Genomic DNA, 26,284 nt, shown 5'->3' on the forward strand with positions numbered 1-26,284 from the left:
CAGGGATGTTTGGAGGAAGCGTCGATGGATATTTTTATTTCGAAAAAGATGCGCAATTTTATTTTATTAGCGCAAACCAATAATATTGCCCGAGCGGCAGAAAAGTTACATATGACTGCTTCACCGTTCGGCAAAAGTATTGCCGCGCTAGAGGAGCAAATTGGTTATACATTATTTACCCGTAAAGATAATAACATCAGCCTTAATAAAGCCGGGCAGGAGCTTTATCAAAAGCTTTTCCCGGTTTACCAACGGCTTTCTGCGATCGATAATGAAATTCATAATTCTGGACGTCGTTCTCGTGAAATTGTGATAGGTATCGATAATACCTATCCGACGATTATTTTTGATCAGTTAATTAGCCTGGGTGATAAGTATGAAGGCGTGACGGCCCAGCCGGTTGAATTCAGCGAAAATGAGGTTATCGACAATCTCTTCTATCGTCAGCTTGATTTTATTATCTCTCCGCAGCATGTTTCCGCTCGTGTACACGGGTTGGATAATCTAACAATGAGTGAACTGCCGCCGCTGCGACTGGGGTTTCTCGTTTCTCGCCGTTATGAAGAGCGTCAGGAGCAGGAGTTGTTACAGGAGTTGCCCTGGTTACAGATGCGCTTTCAAAACCGTGCTAATTATGAAGCGATGATTGATGCGAACATGCGCCCTTGTGGGATCAATCCAACAATTATTTATCGCCCATACAGTTTTATGGCCAAAATCAGCGCCGTTGAGCACGGACATTTTCTTACGGTGATCCCACATTTTGCATGGCGGCTGGTGAACCCAGCTACGTTGAAATATTTTGACGCACCGCATACGCCAATGTATATGCAGGAATATCTTTATTCACTGAAAAATCATCGCTATACCGCCACGCTGCTACAGCAAATTGCTGAAGATCGTGACGGTACGAGCGATTAACCTAGCATTGAGCCCGTTTCGATCAAATTGCGATGCAGATCGAAAACGTGGCTAAGATCGTGGTGAATATGCCCGCCGGGTGCATTCTCCAGATAGCGATGCAGATAGTCACGGTACATCGGATGTGCGCAGTTATCGATGATAGTGCGCGCGCGCTGAAGTGGGGAGAGGCCACGTAAGTCGGCGATCCCTTGTTCTGTGATGATCACTTTCACGCTGTGTTCGCTGTGATCAACATGGCTGCACATAGGCACGATGGTTGAGATCTTGCCTTCTTTAGCAATCGACGGTGCCATAAAGATCGACAGATACGCGTTGCGTTCAAAATCACCGCTACCGCCGATACCATTCATTAAATTAACGCCGACTACGTGCGTGGAGTTGGCGTGTCCGTAAATATCAAACTCGAGGCCGACATTCAGAGCGATAACACCAAGGCGGCGGATAATTTCTGGGTTATTGGAAATTTCTTGCGGACGTAACACAATGCGACTGGCGAAGTAATCCATATTGGCGTAAATCTTGCGCAGTGAATCGGCAGAAATTGTCAGACTGGAGGCGCTGGCCCCGGTAATTTTGCCGGTTTCCAGAAGATGAACCACAGACTCCTGTAGCACTTCCGAATACATCATAAACGGAGGAATTTCCGGGTTTTCCCCCAGACGCGCCATTACCGCATTATTGATGTTGCCAACCCCGCTTTGCAGTGGCAGAAATTCCCGCGGAATGCGCCCCTGCGCCATTTCACGCAACAAGAAGGTGACCACATTGTCGGCGATTTGCTGGCACACAGGATTTTGTTTATCCAGCGAGTTACCTGCATCAGGTAAGTTAGTTTCCACGACGGCGACAATTTTTTTCGGATCGATTTGTACATAGCGGGTACCGACGCGATCCATCGCATGGAAGATCGACACACTATTGCGCCGCGGTGGTGCGCCAGGAGTCACAATATCCGCCAGTTCTGCAACGCGCGGATCGTGATAATGATTGAGTTCAATGATCACTTTCTTTGCGCGCAGCAACCAGGTCGGGGCATTACCGATCCCACTGGTTAACCAGACGCGACCATCCGGAGCGAGGGCTGAGGCTTCAATTACCGCAACATCGATGTCGCCGAAAAAGCCGTAGTTGACCATTTGCGCAACTTCGCTCAAATGCAGATCAACAAAACTAACCGATCCCTGATTGATCTTTTTACGCAATCCCGATGATGTCTGGTATGGCGCGCGCCATGAAACGGCGTCAGCTTCAGAGAGTATGTCATCGGCGGCGGCGCTAATCGACGCTCCGGTCAGCAGGCGAATTTGATACGGTTTTTTCGCCTCATGTTGTTCATTGGCGCGACGGGCAATGGCAACAGGAAGAGCCTTGGGCGAACCCGCAGGGGTAAAACCACTGAATGCCACCATATCGTTGTGCTGGATAATTTCCGCCGCTTCATCGGCGGTCATCCTTGTCCGGGTAATATTCATCCTTTGCTCCTTAGTTCGTGGATCATTAATGACCGACGAAATTAGGTTTACGTTTTTCCAGGAAGGCGTTCATACCTTCCTGATAATCTTCGCTGTCATAAACCGCCCGGCGCATCCCTTGAATACGCTCAAATTCATCTGAATTCATAGTGTGCGCTTCACCCAACACGCGCAGCTCTTCCTTGATTACTGCAATGGCTAACGGTGCTTTTTCGGAAATGTGGTGAGCCATTTGTAAGGTGAAATCTTCCAGTTCATCGGCCTCAACAACGTGGTTAAGAATGCCAACAGCCAGCGCGCGTTGGGCGGTGATTGGCGAAGCGGTAAAAATCAGCTCTTTGACAATGTGGAAGCCCGCGTCACGAGTCAGGTTGTGGATCCCCACCAGGTTATACGGTACGCCCAGGTTGACTGGCGTCATTGAGAAGGTAGAGGTACTGGCGGCGATGATCAGATCAGAACTCATGATCATTTCAAATGCGCCACCCCAGACGCTACCTTCGACCATCGAAATTACTGGTTTAGGGCATTTTTGGATCACGCGGGTAATTTGACGTAGCGGATCATCGTAAGAGAGCGGATCGCGACCTCCTGACGGCAACTCATGAATGTCGTGACCTGCGGAAAAGACTTTGGAACCACTTGGGGCACGCAGAATGATGCAGCGGATTTCTGGACGATTGAGATCGTTTAATGCCTGAATCAGGTCATCAATAAAGACTTTACTTAACGCATTGAGTTTGCGGGCATAGTTAAACTCAATGACCGCCACTTTGTTGATGATGGCTACATTAACATACTGATAAGACATAAAAATTCCCTTAATTAAAATATTGAGTCTGGATAAAATCACTGAGCTGCCGCAAACCTGTGCGCGGCGAGAGCATATTATTTTTGACCGCTAATAGCGTTTGGCTGTAATAGCGATCGAAATCTTTATTAGTGAACAGGTGGTGCAGTACCTCTTCTTCGGTCTGTTTACGCAGCCATTCCACCGACTGTTGTTGCCGCACCTGTTGTAAACGACCGCTGGTAGTCAGTGCGGTTTTGAAATCGATAATTGCGCGCCAAATTTCATCGATGCCGCATTTTTCCAGTGCACTACAGGTGAGGACCTGTGGCTGCCATTCGTCATATTTGCGGCGCAAAATATGCAGAGCGCTTTCGTACATATGGCGGGTAATGGCGACATTGGTGTGGTTATCACCATCATCTTTGTTGATGACAATCAGATCCGCCATCTCCATCAAACCCTTTTTAATGCCCTGGAGATCATCGCCACCACCGGCAATTTGCAGCGAGATAAAGCAGTCCACCATGCGGGCGACTTCCGTTTCTGACTGTCCGACACCGACGGTTTCAACGATCACCACGTCATAACCCGCCGCTTCACATAACAGCATTAACTCCCGCGCTCGCTGGCTGGCGCCGCCAAGGTGACCAGATGACGGAACCGGGCGAATAAACGCTGCATCGGCACGCGCCAGTTCGGTCATGCGAGTCTTATCCCCAAGGATGCTGCCACCGGTTACTGGACTGCTGGGATCGACGGCAATCACCGCGACTTTCAGCCCCTGGCGAATCAGTAACATGCCAAAGGCTTCAAGAAAGGTACTTTTTCCTGCTCCTGGCGTGCCGGTAACGCCCAGTCGCAGGGCGTTACCACAAAACGGCATGATGGCATCAAGCAGTTGAGTGCTGAGTGCCTGATGGCGAGGGTGACGGCTCTCAACCAGCGTCATGGCCTGGGCGAGCGTGGCTCGCTCACCCAGACGTAGGCGTCGAATGCTGTCTGCCAGCGTGGCTTCGTTAATCATGATGTTGGCTAATCCGGTTCAGCACATCACGCACGCTGTCGAGCATGGGAGTACCAGGACCATAAATCGCCGCCACGCCACGCTCTTGCAGGAAGGCATAATCTTGCGGCGGAATAACGCCACCGGCGACCACGCAAATATCTTCGCGCCCCCATTTTTTCAGGGCTTCAACCAGTTCCGGGATCAGCGTTTTATGTCCTGCTGCAAGCGAGGATGCGCCCACCACATGAACGTCGTTTTCCACTGCCAGGCGGGCGATCTCTTCCGGCGTGGAGAACATGGGACTCAAATCAACGTCGAAACCAAGATCGGAATAGGCGCTGGCAATGACTTTCGCTCCGCGATCGTGTCCATCTTGTCCCATTTTGGCGATCAGAATGCGCGGGCGACGACCATTGTCGGCAAGGAACAGCTCCGTTTGCGCAACAATGGCATCAAACTCGAAGGCTGATTTTTCCGACTGATGATAGCTTTGCGCAATGACACCGGTAACACACTGGCTCGGTACCAGATAACGGTCAAAAGCGGCTTCCAGCGCATCGGATATTTCACCCAGCGTCGCGCGAACGCGAGCCGCATTAACAGCGGCAGCCAGCAGGTTTTCGTTATGCTGTGCAGCGTGAGTCAGAGCGTTCAACGCGGCGGTTACGGCGGCATCATCACGGGTGGCGCGAATGCGTTCCAGCGAAGCAATTTGCTCGTTACGCACCATCACGTTGTCGATTTCAAGGACATCAGTTTCATCTTCGTGATCCAGTTTGTACTTGTTGACGCCGACGATCACGCGTTTGCCCTGGTCGATCAACGACTGTTCACGAGCAGACGCTTCTTCGATCATCCTTTTTGGCAGACCTGCTTCGATCGCCTTCGCCATGCCTCCGGCTTCGTCGATCTGATCAATGATGGCTCTGGCCTGTTTCACGATCTGATCGGTTAGTGACTCAACGTAATAAGAACCGGCCAGCGGATCGACGGTGCGACAGAGTTCTGACTCTTCCTGAATAATGATCTGGGTGTTACGGGCAATACGTGCCGAAAAATCGGTCGGCAAACCAAGCGCTTCATCAAAGGCATTTGTATGCAGCGACTGGGTTCCGCCAAGGGTAGCTGCCAACGCTTCAATGGTGGTGCGGATAACGTTGTTATACGGATCCTGTTCGGTGAGACTCCAGCCGGAGGTTTGACAGTGGGTGCGTAGCGCCAGCGATTTCGGATCTTTAGCACCAAACCCGCTTACTGCTTCGCTCCAGAGATAGCGTGCGGCGCGCAGCATGGCGACGTTCATAAACAGGTCCATGCCGATACCAAAGAAGAACGACAGGCGCGGGGCGAAGTCATCAATTTTTAAGCCAGCAGAGAGAGCTGCTTTGATGTACTCAATCCCATCGGCGAGAGTAAACGCCACCTGTTGCACACAGTTCGCACCGGCTTCGCCCATGTGGTAGCCGCTGATGCTAATGGTATTGAAGCGCGGCATATTGCCGGAACACCAGGCGATAATGTCAGCGATAATGCGCATAGAAGGTTTCGGTGGGTAAATATAGGTATTGCGGCAGAGGTACTCTTTGAGGATATCGTTCTGAATTGTACCCGTCAGTTTATCGGGGGGAACGCCTTGCTCTTCTGCCGCCACGATATAAAAGGCCAGCACTGGCAGGACTGCGCCGTTCATGGTCATCGAAACCGACATTTTATCCAGCGGGATTTGGTCGAAGAGCACTTTCATATCTTCTACGGTGTCGATAGCGACGCCCGCTTTGCCAACATCGCCCGCCACGCGCGGGTTATCGGAGTCGTAGCCACGGTGGGTGGCAAGGTCAAACGCCACGGAAAGACCTTTTTGCCCGGCAGCCAGGTTACGGCGATAAAAAGCGTTGGACTCTTTGGCTGTCGAGAAACCGGCATACTGACGGATGGTCCACGGTTGGGCGGTATACATGGTGGCGCGGGGACCACGAACGTAAGGCGGCAAGCCAGGAAGGGTACCGGTCACTTCCAGATTGTCGAGATCGGCTTCGGTATACAGTGGCTTGATGGCGATCCCTTCCGCCGTTTGCTGAACCAGTGAGTCGACGGTTTTCTCCCGACGGCTCAACTCCTTGTTGGCAAGCTGTTGCCACTCTTGCACGTTTGACATTATTTGCTCCATAAAACGCAATAAAAATGAGGGTGTTTGCGCTTACGGTGAGCTTTTTATACGGGTTTGTCGCCAGCAAAAAAAATGGAATGGGGCGTCGTTTTTTGCCGTGTGAGATTTGTCTGTTTTGTGACGTTATTCAAAGAATAAAAAAGAAAAAAAGAAAAACGCCTGATATGTGCTATCAGGCGTTAACTGATTGATTAATCCTGACGAAGCACTTTGTGACCATAGTCGAGCAAAGCATCAGTGACTTTACGCATCATGCGGCTTTCAGGGGCAAAGCGATGCCAGTAGAGCATTCGCCGTTGGAATAGCCCGGGCGTCAGATCAATCAACTCTCCGCTGGCCAATTCTTTTTCAATTTGCAGGTGTGGGATCATACAGCAGGTTGTACCCTGGCGAGCGAGCTGCACGAAGGCTTCGGACGAGTTAACGATATGGCACGGTACGCTACCAGGCGGCAGATCGAAGTTTTGCTGCAAAAATGCCTGGTGCATATCGTCAAGATGGTCAAACGCGACTACTGGTGCTTTGAGCAGCGCAGAACGACTTACTCCGTTGGGGAAGTATTTCTCGGCAAACGGTTTGGAGCTGACGAACAGATAGTCGAGCGCGCCAAGTTTATCGACCAGGCAACTGGGCAGCGCCTGATGTTGAATACTCACCGCGCCGACCACTTCACCTCGACGCAGACGCTCCTGGGTGCGAGTTTCATCTTCCACCTGTAAGTTCAGGCGAATAGGTGAATCAGCCAGTACAGGAGCCAGTGCCGGAAGCAACCAGGTTGCCAGACTGTCGGCGTTGACTGCCAGCGAGAGCAGTAGTGGGGTGGAACCGGTTTGTTCATCGCCCAGCCACTCTTCTTCCAGCAGCTCGACCTGGCGAAGCAGTGCCAGTAATTTTTGCCCTTGTTCTGTCGGGCGCGGGGGAACCGTTCGCACCAACAGCGGCTGCCCGAACATATTTTCCAGCTGCTTAATGCGCTGTGAGACGGCTGATTGCGTAATGCACAATTTCTGTGCCGCGCGCTCAAATCCTCGTTCACGTATCACCGCATCCAGTGCCTGTAATGTCCTGTAGTCCGGGCGTTTCATTGCTTTAACCTGCTCCTCAAATTTTCTTATGCCGAACTATGACATAATTTTGCTTTGGGTACAGAGCATTTAACGTATGCAAAAGCAGTCATAATGGAAATTTTGGTTGGCTTTATCGTGCTTTTTTAGTCTTTGTGAGGCGCGAAACCCGCAATGGATATTATTCATATTCGTCATATTATCAAGCCCCTGGCTTACCAGGGCAAAAGAGGATGTCCGGTGTTACCTGTTATTTCATGGATAAATGCGTCGCCGACTTGCTGACGGGGTCCGGGTCGCTTTTTTTGTATATAATGCGTGTGAAATTTCATACCACAGGCGAAACGATCATGACGCAGGATGAATTGAAAAAAGCAGTAGGATGGGCGGCACTTCAGTATGTTCAGCCCGGTACCATTGTTGGCGTAGGTACAGGTTCCACCGCCGCACACTTTATTGATGCGCTCGGCACGATGAAAGGTCAGATTGAAGGGGCTGTTTCCAGCTCGGATGCATCCACTGAAAAACTGAAGAGCCTCGGCATTCACGTTTTTGATCTCAATGAAGTAGACAGCCTCGGCATCTACGTTGATGGCGCAGATGAAATCAACGGCCACATGCAGATGATCAAAGGCGGCGGCGCGGCTCTGACCCGTGAAAAAATCATTGCTTCGGTTGCGGAAAAATTTATCTGTATTGCAGACGCTTCCAAGCAGGTTGATATTCTGGGCAAATTCCCGCTGCCAGTAGAAGTTATTCCGATGGCACGTAGTGCAGTGGCGCGCCAGTTGGTGAAACTGGGCGGTCGTCCGGAATACCGTCAGGGTGTGGTGACCGATAATGGCAACGTGATCCTCGACGTCCATGGCATGGAAATCCTTGACCCGATCGCGATGGAAAACGCTATAAATGCGATTCCTGGCGTGGTGACCGTTGGCTTGTTTGCTAACCGTGGCGCGGACGTTGCGCTGATTGGCACACCTGACGGTGTCAAAACCATTGTGAAATGATCTGACGGGGGCACCTCCCCCGTTAAAAAAATTCTCTTCATTAAATTTAGTGACATGTGTCACGTTTTTACCAGGCTATTGTCGATTGCTCTAAATAAATCCTCTAAACCAGCATATTCATCCAAGAAATACCTTTGCGTGATATTTCCTCAACATCGCGACGCAAACGTTCATATTGCCGCAATATTATTTTTTGATATGTTGAAAGGCGGACGCAAATCCGCACACAACATTTCAAAGACAGGATTGGGTAAATGGCAAAGGTATCGCTGGAGAAAGACAAGATTAAGTTTCTGCTGGTAGAAGGCGTGCATCAAAAGGCGCTCGAAAGCCTTCGTGCGGCAGGTTACACCAACATCGAATTTCACAAAGGCGCGCTGGATGATGAACAATTAAAAGAATCCATCCGCGATGCCCACTTCATCGGCTTGCGATCCCGTACCCATCTGACCGAAGACGTGATCAACGCTGCTGAAAAACTAGTCGCTATTGGCTGTTTCTGCATTGGGACCAACCAGGTTGATTTGAATGCTGCGGCAAAACGCGGGATCCCGGTATTTAATGCCCCGTTTTCAAATACGCGTTCCGTTGCTGAGCTGGTGATTGGCGAACTTCTGCTGCTATTACGCGGAGTGCCGGAAGCCAACGCCAAAGCGCACCGTGGCGTATGGAACAAGCTGGCCGCAGGTTCTTTTGAAGCGCGCGGCAAAAAGCTGGGCATTATTGGTTATGGTCATATTGGTACGCAACTGGGCATTCTGGCAGAATCGCTGGGGATGTATGTTTACTTCTATGATATTGAAAACAAACTGCCGTTGGGCAACGCCACTCAGGTGCAACATCTTTCCGACCTGCTGAATATGAGCGATGTAGTGAGTCTGCATGTGCCAGAGAATGCGTCTACCAAAAATATGATGGGCGCGAAAGAGATCTCGCTGATGAAGCCGGGCTCGCTACTGATTAACGCTTCGCGCGGAACGGTGGTTGATATTCCGGCGCTGTGTGACGCGCTGGCGAGCAAACATCTGGCAGGGGCCGCAATCGATGTGTTCCCGACGGAACCGGCGACCAATAGCGATCCGTTTACCTCTCCGCTGTGCGAATTCGACAATGTTCTGCTGACGCCACACATTGGCGGTTCGACTCAGGAAGCACAGGAGAATATCGGCCTGGAAGTTGCGGGCAAATTAATCAAGTACTCTGACAATGGCTCAACGCTCTCTGCGGTGAACTTCCCGGAAGTCTCACTGCCGCTGCACGGTGGTCGCCGTCTGATGCACATCCACGAAAACCGTCCGGGCGTGCTGACTGCGCTGAACAAAATATTTGCCGAGCAGGGCGTTAACATCGCTGCCCAGTATCTGCAAACCTCTGCGCAAATGGGTTACGTCGTTATTGATATTGAAGCTGACGAAGACGTTGCTGAAAAAGCGTTACAGGCCATGAAAGCTATTCCGGGTACTGTTCGCGCCCGTCTGCTGTACTAATCCCCCTTCTCTGACAATCAACGGGCAGGTCACTGACTTTGCCCGTTTTTTTATCTCTTTTACCGCGCTAATTACGGCATTTGCATCGCTGTGTAATCGCCTTTGCGAGCCTGCTCGAAGAAATAAATTAAAGCCAGATCAATGCATTGTGTTTATTCAAAGTGGATTTACGATGGCGGGGCAGCACAGGGCTGTAACGGTAAAGCCCTCACCGAAGCGAGGGCTTAAAGGAGAAGGGTTATGATGCGACTTGTCATCATACTGATTGTACTGTTACTCATAAGTTTCCCAGCTTATTAACAGTCAGTCTCAGGGGAGGAGCAATCCTCCCTTACCCTTACTCACTAAATTAGGTTAAAGAATCAACGATGTCAATCAGGGCGATGCAGGTGTGTCGCCCTCACCACTCCCAGATTTTCGATGGCGTAACCACCGCAGGCAGCGGGACGTCCCATTCTTCTACGGGGAGTTTTTCCACCAACTGGCAATCATGGGCATAACCTACTGGCTGCATGTTGTAGTGCTGCCAGTTTTGCAATGTCCGATCATAAAATCCACCGCCCATTCCCAGCCGTTGACCGAACTCATCAAAGGCGACCAGCGGCGTTATCAGGACGTCTAATCGGGAAAGGGGGAGCACGTCACGCACGTCCAGTTTTGGCTCGTGGATCTTCAACCTGTTCATTACCAGTTCACTCTTAGGATGGTAATTCAGGAACAGTAAATTACCGGCACTAAAGGGATGCAAAACGGGAAGATACACGCGCTTACCTGCGCGCCAGAGTTGCTCTATGAGCGGCTGGGTGTCGAGTTCGCCATCAAAAGAGAGGAATACAGCGACCGTATGCGCCATCACAACAGGGGGATAACTCATCATCCGCATGGCAGCCTGCTGGCCCATTTCACGTTGTTGTTCCGGCGTTAACGCACGACGACGTTGCCGAATCATTTTGCGGATTTCTTGTCGGGATAATGTCAGTGGGAGCTCTGGTAGTTGCGTCATGGCTGGTGCCAGATAAGAAGGGAATCTCCGAGATGCCGCCGCAGGCTGTAACCCTTGAACCCTTGGTTCAAGGTGAATGTGTCGTCGCAGTTTTAAGGCTTCTCGGACGGACCGAGCATGCTCACCAACCACGGAGCGCCACATTCTTGTGGTATGAAATATCGGCTCAGGGGACTGGCCCGCTTGCGAACATCTCAGAGAAATTTTGTCTTCACGGTTACTCTACCACAGTAAACCGGAAAGTGTCATTCAAAGTTTTGGTTCGTTTTTTCGGTGATGCGACCTTGTTCAAGTAACGCTTGTTCTATGGTCTGTTGCAGCATCCGAATACGCTGTTCCATGCTTGCCGCGTAGTCACGAGTCTTCGCTTTTTCTTGCGCTAACTCGTAGCTGATATTCAATGCGGCAATGAAAACCAACTGTTCAGTATTTGTGACTCTAGTGCGTTCTTTCAGATCTTGCAACCGTTGGTTCAGATCGTCCGCAGCCTGATTCAACGCATCCCTTTGGTCAGGCGGGCAGTTCACACGCAGTGAACGGCCAAAAATTTGGATATCGACGGGTTGTGCAGACATGCCACCTTCCTGCTGATTGACTGCGCTGCCTTCGCCTTCAGACCTTTGGTCTGCGAAGGGGCGAAACTATAGCTACCCTGGTGCAATGAGACAAGCCCTTTTCTGGTCCACCAGGGTCCAAAGTGATAGCATATCATGAATCTTCCTCCCTTTGATGCCGAATGCTTATGTCAATACAGAACGAAATGCCTGGTTACAATGAAATGAACCAGTATCTGAACCAACAAGGGACAGGTCTGACCCCCGCTGAGATGCATGGTTTAATCAGTGGGATGATATGTGGCGGTAATGATGACAGCTCCTGGCTGCCGCTGCTTCACGACCTGACGAACGAAGGTATGGCTTTCGGGCATGAACTTGCCCAAGCATTGCGCAAAATGCACTCTGCCACCAGTGATGCCTTGCAGGATGACGGCTTCCTTTTTCAGCTTTATCTGCCTGATGGCGATGGCGTTAGCGTTTTCGATCGCGCTGATGCGTTGGCTGGCTGGGTAAATCACTTCCTGCTCGGTCTTGGCGTCACTCAGCCGAAGCTGGATAAAGTGACTGGCGAAACTGGTGAAGCCATTGACGATCTGCGTAACATCGCGCAACTGGGCTACGACGAAGACGAAGATCAAGAAGAGCTGGAAATGTCGCTTGAAGAGATCATCGAGTACGTCCGTGTTGCTGCGCTGTTATGCCATGACACCTTTACTCATCCGCAACCGACCGCACCAGAAGTACAAAAACCGACTCTACACTAAAAACAAAAAACGTAAGGAGAGTGTTATGAGTGAGATATCTCAGCAGGAATTTCAGCGCCGCCGTCAGGCCCTGGTGGAGCAAATGCAACCCGGCAGCGCCGCGCTGATTTTTGCGGCACCAGAAGTGACCCGAAGCGCCGACAGCGAATACCCCTATCGTCAGAACAGCGACTTCTGGTACTTCACCGGCTTTAATGAACCGGAAGCGGTACTGGTGCTGATTAAAAGCGATGACACTCATAACCACAGCGTTTTGTTTAACCGCGTGCGCGACCTGACGGCGGAGATCTGGTTTGGCCGTCGTTTAGGTCAGGATGCCGCGCCAGAGAAACTGGGCGTTGATCGCGCTCTGGCGTTCAGTGAAATTAATCAGCAACTTTATCAACTGCTTAACGGTTTGGATGTGGTTTACCACGCCCAGGGCGAATATGCATATGCTGATGAAATCGTGAATAGTGCGCTGGAAAAATTGCGTAAAGGCTCGCGGCAAAATCTCACCGCGCCAGCAACGATGATCGACTGGCGTCCCATTGTTCATGAAATGCGCCTGTTCAAATCGCCGGAAGAGATTGCCGTACTTCTCCGCGCGGGTGAAATCAGCGCACTGGCGCATACCCGGGCGATGGAAAAATGTCGTCCGGGGATGTTCGAGTACCATCTGGAAGGCGAAATTCACCACGAATTCAACCGCCACGGTGCGCGCTATCCTTCCTATAACACCATTGTCGGCAGCGGTGAAAACGGCTGCATTCTTCATTACACCGAAAACGAGTGTGAATTGCGCGACGGCGACCTGGTGTTGATTGACGCAGGTTGTGAATATAAAGGTTACGCGGGCGACATCACCCGTACCTTCCCGGTCAATGGCAAATTCACCCAGGCCCAGCGTGAAATCTACGACATTGTGCTGGAATCTCTTGAAACCAGCCTGCGCCTGTATCGTCCGGGAACTTCCATTCAGGAAGTCACCGGTGAAGTTGTGCGCATCATGATTAGCGGCCTGGTAAAACTCGGTATTCTGAAAGGTGATGTTGATGAACTGATCGCTCAGAACGCCCATCGTCCTTTCTTTATGCATGGCCTGAGCCACTGGTTAGGTCTGGATGTCCATGACGTTGGCGTTTATGGCCAGGATCGCTCGCGCATTCTGGAACCGGGCATGGTACTGACCGTAGAGCCAGGGCTGTATATTGCGCCGGATGCAGAAGTGCCAGAACAATATCGCGGTATCGGCATTCGTATTGAAGACGACATTGTGATTACCGAAAACGGCAACGAAAACCTCACCGCCAGCGTGGTGAAAAAGCCGGAAGAAATCGAAGCATTGATGGCAGCTGCGAGAAAGCAATGAGCGTAATCATCGTCGGTGGCGGCATGGCTGGCGCGACGCTGGCGCTGGCTATTTCCCGGTTAAGTCACGGGACGCTGCCGGTACATTTGATTGAAGCGACCGCGCCAGAGTCTCATGCTCATCCGGGCTTTGATGGACGGGCTATTGCGCTGGCGGCGGGCACCTGTCAGCAGCTGGCGCGCATCGGTGTCTGGCAATCTCTGGCTGATTGCGCAACCGCCATCACCACCGTGCATGTCAGCGATCGTGGTCATGCCGGATTCGTCACCCTCGCCGCAGAAGATTACCAACTGGCGGCGCTGGGGCAGGTTGTCGAATTACACAATGTCGGGCAACGGCTGTTTGCGCTGTTGCGCAAAGCGCCTGGCGTAACGCTGCATTGCCCGGATCGCATTGCTAATGTTGTTCGTACCCCAGCTAACGTTGAAGTGACGCTGGAGAGTGGCGAGACGCTGACGGGCCGCGTGCTGGTGGCGGCTGACGGTACGCATTCCTCGTTAGCTACTACCTGTGGCGTTGACTGGCAGCAGGAGCCCTACGAACAACTGGCTGTGATTGCGAACGTTGCAACTTCCATTGCGCATGAAGGGCGCGCTTTTGAACGCTTTACGCAACATGGCCCGCTGGCGATGTTGCCGATGTCTGAAGGACGCTGTTCGCTGGTCTGGTGTCATCCACTGGAACGGCGCGAAGAAGTGTTGGCGTGGAGCGACGAGAAGTTTTGCCGTGAACTCCAGTCTGCCTTTGGCTGGCGACTGGGGCAAATTACCCACGCCGGTAAACGCAGTGCTTATCCGCTGGCGTTAACCCGCGCCGCCAGACCGATTACCCATCGCACCGTGCTGGTGGGCAATGCGGCGCAAACCCTGCACCCGATTGCCGGGCAAGGATTTAACCTCGGTATGCGTGATGTGATGAGCCTTGCGGAAACCCTGACCCAGGCGCAGGAGCGCGCAGAAGACATTGGTGATTACGGCGTATTGTGCCGTTATCAGCAGCGTCGACAGAGCGATCGCGAAGCAACCATCGGCGTTACGGACAGTCTGGTACATCTTTTTGCCAACCGTTGGGCGCCGTTGGTTGTCGGGCGCAACATCGGGCTGATGACGATGGAATTATTCACCCCGGCACGCGATGTGCTGGCGCAGCGCACCCTCGGTTGGGTGGCGCGTTGAAGGCGGTTTTAAGGAATAAACAATGCAAAGTGTTGATGTAGCCATTGTTGGCGGCGGCATGGTGGGGCTGGCGGTTGCCTGCGGCTTACAGGGGAGCGGCTTACGCGTTGCCGTACTGGAGCAGCGCGTACCGGAACCTCTGGCGGCGGATGCACCACCACAACTGCGCGTTTCGGCTATCAATGCCGCCAGCGAAAAATTACTCACCCGTCTTGGTGTCTGGCAGGACATCCTCTCTCGCAGAGCCAGCTGTTATCACGGTATGGAAGTGTGGGATAAAGACAGTTTTGGTCACATCTCGTTTGACGATCAAAGCATGGGTTATAGCCATCTTGGGCATATCGTTGAAAACTCAGTGATTCACTACGCGCTGTGGAACAAAGCGCTGCAGTCGTCAGATATCACCCTGCTGGCCCCCGCAGAATTACAACAGGTCGCCTGGGGGGAAAACGAAACCTTCCTGACGCTGAAAGATGGCAGCATGTTAACGGCGCGTCTGGTAATTGGTGCGGACGGCGCTAATTCCTGGTTGCGCAACAAGGCCGATATTCCGCTGACTTTCTGGGATTATCAGCATCACGCGCTGGTGGCGACCATTCGCACGGAAGAACCGCATGATGCTGTGGCGCGGCAGGTTTTCCATGGCGAAGGCATTCTGGCCTTTTTACCGCTTAGCGAACCGCATCTTTGCTCGATTGTGTGGTCACTGTCGCCAGAGGAAGCGCAGCGGATGCAGCAGGCAGGGGAAGACGAATTTAATCGCGCGTTAAATATCGCTTTTGATAATCGACTGGGCTTATGCAAGGTTGAGAGCGAGCGTCAGGTGTTCCCGCTGACGGGGCGTTATGCGCGCCAGTTTGCCGCGCACCGTCTGGCGCTGGTGGGCGACGCCGCGCATACCATCCACCCGCTGGCGGGGCAGGGGGTAAATCTCGGCTTTATGGATGCTGCAGAGCTGATTGCTGAACTGAAACGACTGCATCGTCAGGGTAAAGACATCGGGCAGTACATTTACCTGCGTCGCTATGAGCGTAGCCGCAAGCACAGCGCGGCGCTGATGCTGGCAGGTATGCAAGGATTCCGCGATCTGTTTTCTGGAGCTAATCCAGCGAAAAAACTGCTGCGTGATATTGGTCTGAAACTGGCCGACACGCTTCCTGGCGTTAAACCGCAACTTATTCGTCAGGCAATGGGATTAAACGATTTGCCTGAATGGCTGCGTTAAAAATTTCTCCTCTTTTGTTTATTTGATACCCATCACACTTTCATCTCCCGGTTTTTCGCCGGGAGATTTTCCTCATTTGAAATAAACTAATTTCACCCGTAATTTCGCATTATATTTTCTAATGCCGTGAATTTTTGATTTAGCGATTTTTGACAATTTTTTAGTTCTTAATATCGCTTTATTCAAAACTATTTTATTAACTCGTTATGTTTGTTTGCGTGTATCGTGTTATTTGGTTTTTTGTCCTGTTGTCATTTTTGAGATTTTTAACCATAAGCTAATGTGATGATCAATTTTTCCTTATGGTTAACTGTCTGTTTCGGTGGTAAGTTCAGGGAAAAGAGAACGATTGCGTTGGGGACCGGGAGTGGCTCCAGTGCTGGGTTTCGTGGTGACAATTTCACCACGAAAAGTTGTCAGCCCCGCTTATTCAATGAGGACAAGATGGCACAACAGACTCCTTTGTACGAACAACACACGCTTTGCGGCGCTCGCATGGTGGATTTCCACGGCTGGATGATGCCGCTGCATTACGGTTCGCAAATCGACGAACATCATGCGGTACGTACCGATGCCGGAATGTTTGATGTGTCGCATATGACCATCGTCGATCTCCGCGGCAGCCGCACCCGGGAGTTTCTGCGTTATCTGCTGGCGAACGATGTGGCGAAGCTCACCAAAAGCGGCAAAGCCCTTTACTCGGGGATGTTGAATGCCTCTGGTGGTGTGATAGATGACCTCATCGTCTACTACTTTACTGAAGATTTCTTCCGCCTCGTTGTTAACTCCGCCACCCGCGAAAAAGACCTCTCCTGGATTACCCAACACGCTGAACCTTTCGGCATCGAAATTACCGTTCGTGATGACCTTTCCATGATTGCCGTACAAGGGCCGAATGCGCAGGCAAAAGCTGCCACACTGTTTAATGACGCCCAGCGTCAGGCGGTGGAAGGGATGAAACCGTTCTTTGGCGTGCAGGCGGGCGATCTGTTTATTGCCACCACCGGTTACACCGGTGAAGCGGGCTACGAAATTGCGCTGCCCAATGAAAAAGCGGCTGATTTCTGGCGCGCGCTGGTGGAAGCGGGCGTTAAGCCATGTGGCCTGGGCGCGCGTGACACGCTGCGTCTGGAAGCGGGTATGAATCTTTATAGTCAGGAGATGGACGAAACCATCTCTCCTTTAGCCGCCAACATGGGCTGGACTATCGCCTGGGAACCGGCAGATCGTGACTTTATCGGTCGTGAAGCCCTGGAAGTGCAGCGTGAACATGGCACAGAAAAATTAGTTGGCCTGGTGATGACCGAAAAAGGCGTGCTGCGTAATGAACTGCCGGTACGTTTTACCGACGCACAGGGCAACCAGCAAGAAGGCATTATCACCAGCGGTACTTTTTCCCCGACGCTGGGCTACAGCATTGCGCTGGCGCGTGTGCCGGAGGGCATTGGCGAAACAGCGATTGTGCAAATTCGCAACCGTGAAATGCCGGTAAAAGTGACGAAACCTGTTTTTGTGCGTAACGGCAAAGCCGTCGCGTGATTTACTTTTTTGGAGATTGATTGATGAGCAACGTACCAGCAGAACTGAAATACAGCAAAGAACACGAATGGCTGCGTAAAGAAGCCGACGGCACTTACACCGTTGGCATCACCGAACACGCTCAGGAGCTGTTAGGCGATATGGTGTTTGTTGACCTGCCGGAAGTCGGCGCAACGGTTAGCGCGGGTGATGACTGCGCGGTTGCCGAATCAGTAAAAGCAGCGTCAGACATTTATGCGCCAGTAAGCGGTGAAATTGTGGCGGTAAACGACGCACTGAGCGATTCCCCGGAACTGGTGAACAGCGAACCGTATGCAGGCGGCTGGATCTTTAAAATCAAAGCCAGTGATGAAAGCGAACTGGAATCACTGCTGGATGCGACCGCATACGAAGCATTGTTAGAAGACGAGTAACGGCTTTAATCCTCTTCTGCGGGAGAGGATCAGGGTGAGGAAAATTTACGCCTCACCCTCACTCTCTTCGCAAGGAGAGAGGTTCACAATTCACTGCACGTTTCAGGAACCATCACTCATGACACAGACGTTAAGCCAGCTTGAAAACAGCGGCGCTTTTATTGAACGCCATATCGGACCGGACGCCGCGCAACAGCAAGAAATGCTGAATGCCGTTGGCGCACAATCGTTAAACGCGCTGACCGGCCAGATTGTGCCGAAAGATATTCAGCTTGCGACCCCGCCGCAGGTTGGCGCACCGGCGACCGAATACGCCGCGCTGGCTGAACTCAAGGCTATTGCCAGTCGCAATAAACGCTTCACGTCTTACATTGGCATGGGTTACACCGCCGTGCAGTTGCCGCCGGTTATTCTGCGTAACATGCTGGAAAATCCGGGCTGGTATACCGCGTATACTCCGTATCAACCTGAAGTCTCCCAGGGCCGCCTCGAAGCACTGCTCAACTTCCAGCAGGTAACGCTGGATTTAACCGGGCTGGATATGGCTTCGGCTTCTCTTCTGGACGAGGCCACCGCTGCCGCCGAAGCAATGGCGATGGCGAAACGCGTCAGCAAACTGAAAAATGCCAACCGCTTCTTTGTTGCTTCTGACGTTCATCCGCAAACGCTGGATGTGGTACGTACTCGTGCCGAAACCTTTGGTTTTGAAGTGATTGTCGATGACGCGCAAAAAGTGCTCGAGCATCAGGATGTGTTCGGCGTGCTGTTACAGCAGGTCGGCACTACTGGTGAAATTCACGACTACACAGCGCTTATCAGCGAACTGAAATCACGCAAAATTGTGGTCAGCGTCGCCGCCGATATTATGGCGCTGGTGCTGTTAACCGCGCCGGGTAAACAGGGCGCGGATATTGTTTTTGGTTCGGCGCAACGCTTTGGCGTACCGATGGGCTACGGTGGCCCGCACGCAGCATTCTTTGCGGCGAAAGATGAATACAAACGCTCAATGCCGGGTCGCATTATCGGTGTATCGAAAGATGCAGCTGGCAATACCGCTCTGCGCATGGCGATGCAGACTCGCGAGCAACATATTCGCCGTGAGAAAGCGAACTCCAACATTTGTACTTCCCAGGTACTGCTGGCAAACATCGCCAGCCTGTATGCTGTTTATCATGGTCCGGTTGGCCTGAAACGTATCGCTAACCGCATCCACCGCCTGACCGATATCCTGGCGGCGGGCCTGCAACAAAAAGGTCTGAAGCTGCGCCATGCGCACTATTTCGACACTTTGTGTGTGGAAGTGACCGACAAAGCGGGCGTACTGGCGCGTGCCGAAGCGGCTGAAATCAACCTGCGTAGCGATATTCTGAACGCGGTTGGGATCACCCTTGATGAAACCACCACGCGCGAAAACGTGATGCAGCTTTTCAGCGTGCTGTTGGGCGATAACCACGGGCTTGAGATCGACACGCTGGACAAAGACGTGGCTCACGACAGTCGCTCTATTCAACCTGCGATGCTGCGTGATGACGAAATCCTCACCCATCCGGTGTTTAATCGCTACCACAGCGAAACCGAAATGATGCGCTATATGCACTCGCTGGAGCGTAAAGATCTGGCGCTGAATCAGGCGATGATTCCGCTGGGTTCCTGTACCATGAAACTGAACGCCGCCGCCGAGATGATCCCGATCACCTGGCCGGAATTTGCCGAACTGCACCCGTTCTGCCCGCCGGAACAGGCCGAAGGTTATCAGCAGATGATCGCGCAGCTGGCTGACTGGCTGGTGAAATTGACCGGTTACGACACCGTTTGTATGCAGCCGAACTCTGGTGCACAGGGCGAATACGCGGGCCTGCTGGCGATTCGTCATTATCATGAAAGCCGCAACGAAGGGCATCGCGATATCTGCCTGATCCCGGCTTCTGCGCACGGAACTAATCCTGCTTCTGCACATATGGCAGGAATGCAGGTGGTAGTTGTGGCGTGTGATAAAAACGGCAACATCGATCTGACTGATCTGCGCGCGAAAGCGGAACAGGCGGGCGATAACCTCTCCTGTATCATGGTGACCTATCCTTCCACCCACGGCGTGTACGAAGAAACGATCCGTGAGGTGTGTGAAGTCGTGCATCAGTTCGGCGGTCAGGTTTACCTTGATGGCGCGAACATGAACGCCCAGGTTGGCATCACCTCGCCGGGCTTTATTGGCGCGGACGTTTCGCACCTTAACCTACATAAAACTTTCTGCATCCCGCACGGCGGTGGTGGTCCGGGTATGGGACCGATCGGCGTGAAAGCGCATCTGGCGCCGTTTGTGCCGGGCCATAGCGTGGTGCAAATCGAAGGCATGTTAACCCGTCAGGGCGCGGTTTCTGCGGCACCGTTCGGTAGCGCATCCATTCTGCCAATCAGCTGGATGTACATCCGCATGATGGGCGCAGAAGGGCTGAAAAAAGCAAGCCAGGTGGCAATCCTCAACGCCAACTATATTGCCAGCCGCCTGCAGGATGCTTTCCCGGTGCTGTATACCGGTCGCGACGGTCGCGTGGCGCACGAATGTATTCTCGATATTCGCCCGCTGAAAGAAGAAACCGGCATCAGCGAGCTGGATATTGCCAAGCGCCTGATCGACTACGGTTTCCACGCGCCGACGATGTCGTTCCCGGTGGCGGGTACGCTGATGGTTGAACCGACTGAATCTGAAAGCAAAGTGGAACTGGATCGCTTTATCGACGCGATGCTGGCTATCCGCGCAGAAATCGACCAGGTGAAAGCCGGTGTCTGGCCGCTGGAAGATAACCCGCTGGTGAACGCTCCGCACATTCAGAGCGAACTGGTCGCCGAGTGGGCGCATCCGTACAGCCGTGAAGTTGCAGTATTCCCGGCAGGCGTGGCAGACAAATACTGGCCGACGGTGAAACGTCTGGATGATGTTTACGGCGACCGTAACCTGTTCTGCTCCTGCGTACCGATTAGCGAATACCAGTAATTCACTGATTCGACTATCTTCTAAAGGCGCTTCGGCGCCTTTTCGTGCTTTGTTTATGCCGGATGCGACGTGAGTGTCTTACCCGCCCCACAGCATTTTAAAATTAAATATATTGCAGTAAAAACAAGCCTGATAATCGCAACGCATTAGGCAACTTTTCGTTTCTCATTAGTCTGTTAGCCTAAATTTAATTTTCCTGTTTTTATTGCGCTTCTTGCTAATTATTTATCGAGAATTATTTTTATCGTGTCGTTATTTAATAAAAACAACACACTATGTTTACATGTAATTACAAATAGTTTCTCTCCGGAATCGTTATTTAGCTCTCAATATAATTGAAAAACTTTCCGTATATTAACTCCATTAAGTTATTTGCCTAAATAATAAAAGCAAAACAAATATAAATAACAAGAATGATTCTTAATTTAACGCTTTGTTTTTCATACCTGGAGGGAATGATGAAACGATTTATATTTCTACCATTAATATCATGCTTTTTATCAATGAATGCAGTGGCAGTTGAAGGAGAAAACAGGCCCAGCAATCTGTTAGGTGCGCCAGTTAATACCGCTATTTCTGGAGGTTCAGTATTGCCAGAAGGAATGCTATTAACCGCCGTGAATAGCTCATTTCGTGATAAAGAACATCAAATCGAGGGGCACGGAAGTCCGGATGTTTACTCCCAAATATGGTTATTGAAGATTCGTTATGGTCTGACCGACAGACTGGAATTATCAACTGTGGGCTCTTATATCAATAACAAACGAGACAATCTGTCTCCTGAACATATAGAGGGAATGGGCGACCAATCGGTGGGGGCAACTTATGCTTTAATGAGCCAGCGAAGAGGGGATCCGTTTTGGGTTACGGTAGGTGGGGCGTTATTACTACCCACCGGGCAAGATGGAGATAATCATTTGCCTGGGAACAGCGCCTGGGGAGGGCGGGTATCACTCTCTTTAACAAAATCATTCACGCCCAATATTAAAGGAGATATGGATTTTGTTTATCAAGGGCCATTTGAGCGTGGAAACCAGGATGTGAAGCGCGGCAGTGAATTTCAATGGAATACCCAGGTGCGTTATATGTTCAGTGATTTGCCGCTGGATATTGGCCTGGAAAGTGCCTACAGCAATAACGCTTCAGGTACAAAAAAATTGCCTAATGGCAGCACCATTAATAACCACTCAGGTACTACCGAATGGGTTGTTGGCCCGTCATTTAACGTTGCCGTTGATTCACTGAATTTATGGTTTGGTGCCGGGGCTTTCTTTCCGGTAATGCAGGAAGCGAAGTCGCCAGCTAAGATGGAAGATGTTCGCTGGGAATTTAAAATCGGTAAGACCTGGTAAATCAGGTGCAGAATGTTACCCGCCTGCTGGCGGGTAACATGCGGGAATTACAGCTTCTCGCCGTTGCTGGCAATCACTTCTTTGTACCAGTCAAAGCTCTTCTTACGTGAACGCGACATATCGCCAGTACCGTCGTCATGTTTATTCACATAGATAAAGCCGTAGCGTTTGCTGTACTGCCCGGTAGTGAATGACACGCAGTCGATGCAGCCCCACGGTGTGTAGCCCATCAGATCCACGCCATCGTAAGTCACCGCTTTTTTCATCTCTTCGATATGGGCGCGCAGGTAATCAATACGGTAGTCGTCGTTGATGCTGCCGTCTTCTTCCACTTTGTCGTAAGCGCCAAAACCGTTTTCGACAATAAACAGCGGCTTCTGATAACGCTCATACAATTCGCATAGTGCATAGCGCAGACCCACCGGATCAATCTGCCATCCCCAGTCCGACGCTTTTACAAATGGGTTCGGTACACTGCCTTCAAAACCAGAGATCGCATCGCCGGTGCCGCCTTCGGCCTTCACCGCGTTGGTCATGTAATAACTGAAGCCAAGATAATCGCAGGTGCCTTCGCGTAGCACTTCAAAATCGCCATCTTCCATTTTGATGTTAAATCCGCGACGCTCCCACTCGTTCAATACATAGGACGGGTAATAGCCACGCAGCTGCACATCGGTAAAGACGTAGCGCTCGCGCATCGACTCCTGAGCGAACATCACATCGTCCGGGTTACAGGAGTAAGGATAGAGCGGCACCATCGCCAGCATACAACCGACTTTCATCTCCGGGTTGATGCGATGCGCGGCTTTCACCGCCAGGGCGCTGGCGACAAACTGATGATGCAGCACCTGATACATCGTCTCTTCCGGGTTTTCATGCTCGGTATACACCACGCCGGAGCAGCAGTAACCGAACAGCGGTGCACGCCAGTTACGCTGGTTGTTAATTTCGTTGAAGGTCATCCAGTATTTGACTTTATGCTTATAGCGTTCAAATACCACTTCCGCGAAACGCACAAAGAAATCAACCACTTTACGATTGGTCCAGCTACCGTATTGCTGCACCAGATGCAGTGGCATTTCAAAGTGGGAGAGGGTGATCACCGGTTCGATGTTGTATTTCAGCAGTTCATCGAACATATCATCGTAGAACTTCAGCCCTTCTTCGTTTGGCTGTGTTTCATCGCCTTTTGGAAAAATGCGCGTCCAGGCGATGGAAGTACGAAAACATTTGAAGCCCATTTCAGCAAACAGCTTAATGTCTTCTTTGTAGCGGCCATAAAAATCAACGGCTTCATGGTTCGGATAGTATTTGCCGGGCAAAACTTCTTTGGTGATTTCGCGCGGCACGCCGTGTGCGCCACCGGTTAGCACGTCGCAAATACTCGGCCCTTTGCCGCCTTTGTTCCAGCCGCCTTCGACCTGATGAGCGGCAACTGCGCCACCCCATAAGAAATCTTTCGGTAAGGTGAGTTTTTTCACTATCATAGGCTCCAAATGAGTCAATTCTTACAGGAAATAGTACCATGCAGCCAAACGACATCACTTTTTTTCAACGTTTCCAGGATGACATTCTGGCTGGGCGTAAAACCATCACTATTCGCGACGAGTCTGAATCGCACTTTAAACCGGGCGATGTGCTCCGCGTCGGGCGCTTTGAAGATGACGGCTATTTTTGCACCATTGAAGTTACCGCAACTTCAACCGTAACGCTGGATACTCTCACAGAAAAACATGCACAACAGGAAAATATGACCCTGCCTGAACTGAAAAGAGTCATTGCCGACATCTATCCTGGTCAGACACAGTTTTATGTAATTGAATTTAAATGCCTTTAAGTTGAACTCACGCCTGTTAGTTGAAATTTAACATTTAATTTCATGATTTTTCGGAGATTACTCTCAAATCAGAATTTATTTTAGCTAACAGGTGTTCACTGGAACTATTCTCAGTTACGCTGGAGAAGTGTTCACGTGCGTGTACGTTTCTCCGGAGTAAGTTATGGTTCAGAAGCCTCTCATTAAGCAGGGATATTCGCTGGCAGAGGAAATTGCCAACAGCATCAGTCACGGCATTGGGCTGGTGTTTGGTATCGTCGGGTTGGTATTGCTACTGGTTCAGGCGGTGGATCTTAATGCCAGCGCCACGGCGATAACCAGTTACAGCCTTTATGGCGGCAGTATGATCCTGCTGTTCCTCGCTTCGACGCTTTATCACGCCATTCCCCATCAACGGGCAAAAATGTGGCTGAAGAAATTTGACCATTGCGCCATTTACCTGTTGATTGCAGGAACCTACACGCCGTTTTTGCTGGTGGGGCTGGATTCTCCGTTAGCGCGCGGGTTGATGATTGTTATCTGGAGCCTGGCATTGCTGGGGATTCTGTTCAAACTGACCATCGCGCACCGATTCAAAATTTTATCTCTGGTGACTTATCTGGCGATGGGTTGGCTGTCACTGGTGGTGATTTATGAAATGGCAGTTAAACTCGCGGCGGGCAGCGTTACCTTACTGGCAGTAGGCGGTGTGGTTTACTCGCTTGGGGTGATTTTCTACGTCTGCAAACGCATCCCCTACAACCACGCCATCTGGCACGGCTTTGTGCTCGGCGGCAGTGTGTGCCATTTCCTGGCGATCTATTTGTATATTGGACAGCCGTAATGGCTGTGTCTTTGTCGGCATGAAAAGACGCACCAGCGTCGCATCAGTCATCGGAGCGCAACTGCCGGATGCGGCGTGAACGCCTTATCCGGCCTACGGGCCGCTTCCCACTTGTGAAAAAGGCACCAAGTTGAAGGCCTGATAAGACGCGCCAGCGTCGCATCAGGCATCGGAGCGCAACTGCCGGATGTGGTGTGAACGCCTTATCCGGCCTACGGGCCGCTTCCCATTTGTGAAAAAGGCACCAGATCCCTGGCCTGATAAGACGCTTCAGCGTCGCATCAGTCAATACAATAGATGCCCGAAGCGATACAGCGATTTACTCTTCCAGCGAATACGGCAGCGGCTCGATACGCAATGTATTCGCATCATCACGAACGCGGAAGATGCTGTCCGGTTCCATATCGTTATTCATGACGACCTGAACTACTACCTGACCATCTTCCAGTTTTACCGCAGCCAGCACCGTACCGGTACGACGCCAGTTTTCGCCCATTTTCAGCTCTAAGTCTTCACCAGCTGCCGGCAAACGGCTGGCGCTACCCGCCAGCAACCAGAGCGCGCGTTTGTTGGCTCCGCGGAACTTAGCTCGTGCCACCATCTCTTGCCCGGTATAGCAGCCTTTCTTAAAGCTGATACCGCCCAGCGCCTGAAGGTTAGTCGCCTGCGGGATAAACTGCCCACTGTTAGCAGCGTCAATAACAGGGAAACCCGCTTCAATGTTTAATGCCAGCCACTGTTGGCTATTGTTCAGTTCCGCTTCACCGCGCAGTTTATCGGTCAAAGTATTAGCGGTAGCTTCATCGGTTACGATCAGAAAACGTTCTGCCGGATGTTCAAACCATAGCAGTGTGGTCGCACCTTCTCTAACTACCTGTTTTTCCTTCGAAGGCATTTCGCTGAAGAGATTTTCCAGCGCGGCGCGTGCCTGAAAACCGGCAACACCGAGCAGCACACGTTCATCGTCCGGCACGATGGTCACTTTAGAAAACACCGCATATTTTTTCAGTTCAGTCAGCTGCGAATCACGCACGCTGCGGCGTTCAATCCACGCAAAGCCATCGCCGTCGCGGAACAGACGTAAATTGCTCCACATTTTACCTTTGGCGTCGCAATGCGCGGCGAGCAAATGCTGGTCTTCTGACATCTGGCTGACGTCTGCTGTCACCTGGCCCTGCATATATTTTTCGCTGTCCGCGCCAGTAATGGTGGCAAGCGCCCAGTCATCAAGCGTCATCAGCGTCAGTGGTAAACGGGCAGAAGCCGTAGGCTGACGGGGAGGAAAAGGTGTAAAAGCCATAATGGAGTCCTGTGTAACAAACGGCGTATT

23 protein-coding genes and 1 other RNA gene are annotated in these 26,284 nt (G+C 51.5%); 14 read left to right on the forward strand and 10 right to left on the reverse strand.

The genetic code is table 11. The features are described from left to right. Positions 1-24 precede the first annotated feature (24 nt). Entirely contained in the window at positions 25-921 is an 897-nt protein-coding gene (locus tag FEK50_RS08990) for a LysR family transcriptional regulator (protein WP_130207863.1), read from the forward strand. Here the strand turns inward: FEK50_RS08990 and scpC are convergent. From scpC to argP, 5 genes are all read right to left on the reverse strand, one after another. Continuing rightward, a complete protein-coding gene (gene scpC / locus FEK50_RS08995; protein ID WP_131161974.1) occupies positions 918-2,396 on the reverse strand; it encodes a propionyl-CoA:succinate CoA transferase in 1,479 nt (492 codons plus the stop codon). The two genes, FEK50_RS08990 and scpC, sit on opposite strands and share 4 nt — an antisense overlap. Positions 2,397-2,421: 25 nt before the next feature. Then, positions 2,422-3,207, reverse strand: a complete 786-nt coding sequence (gene scpB, locus FEK50_RS09000; protein ID WP_130258048.1) for a methylmalonyl-CoA decarboxylase — start codon at positions 3,205-3,207, stop codon at positions 2,422-2,424. Positions 3,208-3,217: 10 nt separating this feature from the next. Beyond that, positions 3,218-4,213, reverse strand: a complete 996-nt coding sequence (gene meaB, locus FEK50_RS09005) for a methylmalonyl Co-A mutase-associated GTPase MeaB (RefSeq protein ID WP_131161975.1) — start codon at positions 4,211-4,213, stop codon at positions 3,218-3,220. Continuing rightward, on the reverse strand, positions 4,206-6,350 hold the full coding sequence (gene scpA / locus FEK50_RS09010; RefSeq protein ID WP_130207855.1) for a methylmalonyl-CoA mutase: 2,145 nt from the start codon (positions 6,348-6,350) through the stop codon (positions 4,206-4,208). Before scpA ends, meaB begins: the two co-directional genes overlap by 8 nt. 203 nt (positions 6,351-6,553) lie before the next feature. Further along, entirely contained in the window at positions 6,554-7,447 is an 894-nt protein-coding gene (gene argP / locus FEK50_RS09015; RefSeq protein ID WP_000828349.1) for a DNA-binding transcriptional regulator ArgP, read from the reverse strand. Between the two features lie 329 nt (positions 7,448-7,776). On the opposite strand from argP, the gene rpiA reads away from it, so the two are divergent. The 3 genes from rpiA to ibsC all read left to right on the forward strand — a co-directional run bounded on the left by rpiA (position 7,777) and on the right by ibsC (position 10,223). Further along, on the forward strand, positions 7,777-8,436 hold the full coding sequence (rpiA, locus tag FEK50_RS09020) for a ribose-5-phosphate isomerase RpiA (RefSeq protein WP_000189743.1): 660 nt from the start codon (positions 7,777-7,779) through the stop codon (positions 8,434-8,436). A gap of 254 nt (positions 8,437-8,690) precedes the next feature. After that, positions 8,691-9,923, forward strand: coding sequence for a phosphoglycerate dehydrogenase (serA, locus tag FEK50_RS09025; RefSeq protein WP_130217979.1), 1,233 nt, complete (start codon positions 8,691-8,693; stop codon positions 9,921-9,923). A 240-nt stretch (positions 9,924-10,163) separates the two neighbouring features. Further along, positions 10,164-10,223 carry a type I toxin-antitoxin system toxin IbsC gene (gene ibsC, locus FEK50_RS09030; RefSeq protein ID WP_071525914.1) on the forward strand — a complete coding sequence of 20 codons (60 nt, stop codon included), beginning with the start codon at positions 10,164-10,166 and terminating at the stop codon, positions 10,221-10,223. Between the two features lie 100 nt (positions 10,224-10,323). Here ibsC and FEK50_RS09035 read toward each other — a convergent pair whose 3' ends face one another. The 3 genes from FEK50_RS09035 to zapA form a co-directional block, all read right to left on the reverse strand. Beyond that, a complete protein-coding gene (locus FEK50_RS09035) occupies positions 10,324-10,926 on the reverse strand; it encodes a 5-formyltetrahydrofolate cyclo-ligase (protein ID WP_130207850.1) in 603 nt (200 codons plus the stop codon). A gap of 20 nt (positions 10,927-10,946) precedes the next feature. Beyond that, positions 10,947-11,130, reverse strand: a non-coding RNA gene (gene ssrS, locus FEK50_RS09040) — 6S RNA. Between the two features lie 41 nt (positions 11,131-11,171). Next, positions 11,172-11,501 (reverse strand): cell division protein ZapA, encoded by a 330-nt coding sequence (gene zapA / locus FEK50_RS09045; protein ID WP_001276008.1) that lies wholly within the window; start codon positions 11,499-11,501, stop codon positions 11,172-11,174. Positions 11,502-11,668: 167 nt separating this feature from the next. Between zapA and ygfB the strand changes: the two genes are divergently transcribed. The 8 genes from ygfB to FEK50_RS09095 all read left to right on the forward strand — a co-directional run bounded on the left by ygfB (position 11,669) and on the right by FEK50_RS09095 (position 22,294). Further along, the gene (gene ygfB, locus FEK50_RS09050) at positions 11,669-12,247 is read left to right on the forward strand and encodes a UPF0149 family protein YgfB (RefSeq protein WP_135383206.1); all 579 of its coding nucleotides are present in this window, start codon (positions 11,669-11,671) and stop codon (positions 12,245-12,247) included. Positions 12,248-12,272: 25 nt separating this feature from the next. Then, positions 12,273-13,598: a Xaa-Pro aminopeptidase gene (gene pepP / locus FEK50_RS09055; protein WP_131161976.1), complete on the forward strand. Its 1,326-nt coding sequence runs from the start codon at positions 12,273-12,275 to the stop codon at positions 13,596-13,598. Further along, entirely contained in the window at positions 13,595-14,773 is a 1,179-nt protein-coding gene (gene ubiH / locus FEK50_RS09060) for a 2-octaprenyl-6-methoxyphenyl hydroxylase (protein ID WP_130207844.1), read from the forward strand. The genes pepP and ubiH overlap by 4 nt, the downstream gene beginning before the upstream one ends. A gap of 22 nt (positions 14,774-14,795) precedes the next feature. After that, a complete protein-coding gene (gene ubiI, locus FEK50_RS09065; protein WP_131161977.1) occupies positions 14,796-15,998 on the forward strand; it encodes an FAD-dependent 2-octaprenylphenol hydroxylase in 1,203 nt (400 codons plus the stop codon). A 444-nt stretch (positions 15,999-16,442) separates the two neighbouring features. Next, complete coding sequence (gcvT, locus tag FEK50_RS09075; RefSeq protein ID WP_130259402.1) at positions 16,443-17,537, forward strand: glycine cleavage system aminomethyltransferase GcvT; 1,095 nt, start codon at positions 16,443-16,445, stop codon at positions 17,535-17,537. Between the two features lie 23 nt (positions 17,538-17,560). Next, positions 17,561-17,950: a glycine cleavage system protein GcvH gene (gene gcvH / locus FEK50_RS09080; protein WP_001295377.1), complete on the forward strand. Its 390-nt coding sequence runs from the start codon at positions 17,561-17,563 to the stop codon at positions 17,948-17,950. A gap of 118 nt (positions 17,951-18,068) precedes the next feature. Then, positions 18,069-20,942 (forward strand): aminomethyl-transferring glycine dehydrogenase, encoded by a 2,874-nt coding sequence (gene gcvP, locus FEK50_RS09085; RefSeq protein ID WP_131161978.1) that lies wholly within the window; start codon positions 18,069-18,071, stop codon positions 20,940-20,942. Positions 20,943-21,400: 458 nt separating this feature from the next. Further along, positions 21,401-22,294, forward strand: coding sequence for a transporter (locus FEK50_RS09095; protein WP_131162013.1), 894 nt, complete (start codon positions 21,401-21,403; stop codon positions 22,292-22,294). Between the two features lie 47 nt (positions 22,295-22,341). On the opposite strand, the gene bglA is transcribed toward FEK50_RS09095, so the two are convergent. Further along, a complete protein-coding gene (gene bglA / locus FEK50_RS09100) occupies positions 22,342-23,775 on the reverse strand; it encodes a 6-phospho-beta-glucosidase BglA (RefSeq protein ID WP_138211664.1) in 1,434 nt (477 codons plus the stop codon). 44 nt (positions 23,776-23,819) lie between these two features. Between bglA and yqfB the strand changes: the two genes are divergently transcribed. Together yqfB and FEK50_RS09110 are read left to right on the forward strand one after the other, a co-directional pair. Next, entirely contained in the window at positions 23,820-24,131 is a 312-nt protein-coding gene (gene yqfB, locus FEK50_RS09105; RefSeq protein WP_131161980.1) for a N(4)-acetylcytidine aminohydrolase, read from the forward strand. Between the two features lie 163 nt (positions 24,132-24,294). Then, positions 24,295-24,954 carry a hemolysin III family protein gene (locus tag FEK50_RS09110; RefSeq protein WP_130217956.1) on the forward strand — a complete coding sequence of 220 codons (660 nt, stop codon included), beginning with the start codon at positions 24,295-24,297 and terminating at the stop codon, positions 24,952-24,954. A 319-nt stretch (positions 24,955-25,273) separates the two neighbouring features. On the opposite strand, the gene ygfZ is transcribed toward FEK50_RS09110, so the two are convergent. Then, the gene (ygfZ, locus tag FEK50_RS09115) at positions 25,274-26,254 is read right to left on the reverse strand and encodes a tRNA-modifying protein YgfZ (RefSeq protein WP_130207830.1); all 981 of its coding nucleotides are present in this window, start codon (positions 26,252-26,254) and stop codon (positions 25,274-25,276) included. Positions 26,255-26,284: the final 30 nt, after the last annotated feature.

The sequence above is a fragment of the Escherichia sp. E2586 genome (assembly GCF_005781105.1).
In the GTDB taxonomy this organism is placed as follows: domain Bacteria; phylum Pseudomonadota; class Gammaproteobacteria; order Enterobacterales; family Enterobacteriaceae; genus Escherichia.